Annotated in this window: 2 protein-coding genes; both read right to left on the bottom strand. The window is 76.1% G+C overall.

The features are described 5' to 3' along the window. Window positions 1-1,528 (bottom strand): alkaline phosphatase PhoX (locus PAI11_RS10075; protein WP_050897191.1); only part of this gene is annotated, 1,528 nt, incomplete at its 3' end. Further along, window positions 1,525-1,854 (bottom strand): hypothetical protein (locus PAI11_RS27035; RefSeq protein WP_040599667.1); only part of this gene is annotated, 330 nt, incomplete at its 5' end. The genes PAI11_RS10075 and PAI11_RS27035, both read right to left, overlap by 4 nt.

The raw sequence follows: 1,854 nt of genomic DNA, 5'->3' as shown, positions 1-1,854 counted from the left end.
CCGGCGTGCCGCCGGCGCCGCGGACAGTCACCTCGAGCGTCGCCCGCAGCGGCGAGCGCAGCGCCCGCAGCGTCGCCCGCGAGGCCGACGCCCGGACCCGCAGCCGGATCGCCTGGGTGCCGCCGGTCAGCCGCCGGTCGTGGCGGGCCAGCGTCACCGTCCGCACGCGGCCGCCGCGACGGACGCGCGCCTTCAAGCGGGTCGTCGCGTCGATCGCCCCGGCGCTCGTCAGTCGCACCCGCAGGCCCGACTTCAGCAGGGTCTCGCTGCGGATCCGGGCGGTCGCGGTCAGGCCGAGCAGGGCCGGGTCGACCGGCGGCGGCGTCCCCAGCGCGGGCGGGCGGGTGGTGCGGAACGGGCCGGTCACCTCGTAGACCGCTCCCGACCCCCAGGCCCGCTGCGAGCCGAAGTACATCCGCGAGCCGTCGGGCGAGAAGCAGACGCCGGTGACCTCGCTGTCGGGCGAGAAGTGCTGGGCGCCGGTCAGCTTGCAGAAGCGCGCGACCTCGCCCTCGCGGGTGATCATGCAGACGTCCATCGCGTCGGGGTCGTCGTCGTAGCTGTCCTCGCAGACGAAGACGTCGCCGGAGCGGGACACCGTCAGGTTGTCGACGCCCTGCAGCGGCGAGGACGGGGTGTCGGCCTGGCGGTAGATGACCTCGATCCGCTGCTCGTCGGTGCGGTAGGCGTGGATCGTCTCGTCGCTGGTGGTGGCGACGTAGACCGTGCCGGCGTCGTACCAGATGCCCTCGGCCCGCTTGAACCTCGTGGCCCCGGCGACCTGCTTGCGGGTCGGGCCCGACTGGGCGGCCGGGTCCGGCAGCGGCGCCCACTGGACCTTGCCGTCGGCGGCCACGACCGCGACCGCCATGTTGCCGGCGTGCAGGTCGGGGTAGTTCAGCGGCGTGAACCGGTAGAGGCAGCCGTCGCCGAGGTCCTCGGTCAGGTAGACGTGCTCGTGGACCGGGTCGACGCAGGCCGCCTCGTGCTTGAAGACGCCCATCGCGGGACGCACGACCGGCGGCGTGCGGCCGGTCGGGTCGCACTCCCAGACCCGCCCGCCGTCGGTCTCCTCGCAGGAGAGCCAGGTGCCCCACGGGGTCGCGCCGCCCGCGCAGTTGAGCGAGGTCCCGGCGAGGATCCCGTAGGCGTCGACGACCCGGCCGTCCTTGGCGTAGCGGATGCCCGACGCGCCGCCGACGAGCGGGAACTCGCTGTTGACGACGTGGATCCAGCCGCCGTCGGGCGTCGGGAAGGTCGATGCGCCGTCGGGGAAGACCGGCAGCCGGTAGCCGGTGCCGGGGACCAGGTCGCCACCGCGGGCGATCAGCCGCGAGCGGAAGCCCTTCGGCAGCCGGATCCCGTTGGCGTCGGGGGCACCGAGCGGGCCGTACGGCCCGACGCCGGTCTTGGCCAGCGCGCCGTTGGCGGTCGCGGTCCGCCAGAACGCGGGGCCGAAGCCGGCCGCGGCGGCGACCGCGGTGCCGGCCAGCAGCAGCTCGCGCCGCCGCAGCTCACGAGTGCTCATCGCCGGGCTCCCTTCCTGATGGTGGCCGTCGCTCGGGCCGTGGTGCTCCGGATCTTCCCGCCGCTGCGGACCTGGCCGACGGCCGTGATCCGGTAGCGCGCCCCGGACGGCAGCGCGCGCTTCAGGTCCAGGCGCCATGCGCCGAGGCCGCGGGCCGCGCGCAGCCCCTGGGGCCGGCTGCAGGAGCGCGGGGCCGAGAAGCGGGAGCCGCGCAGCCAGGCGCAGCGCGAGCCCTGGACCCGGGCGATCGCGACCGCGATCCGGGCCACGGTCGGCCGGCCGTCGACGCAGGCGGCGCCCTCGCTGGTGCCGCGCAGCCGGCGGCC

Origin of the sequence: Patulibacter medicamentivorans (genome assembly GCF_000240225.1) — a bacterium.
Lineage (GTDB): Bacteria > Actinomycetota > Thermoleophilia > Solirubrobacterales > Solirubrobacteraceae > Patulibacter > Patulibacter medicamentivorans.
Note: the sequence above shows the minus strand (reverse complement) of the source record. Positions and strands in the feature narration are given on the sequence as shown.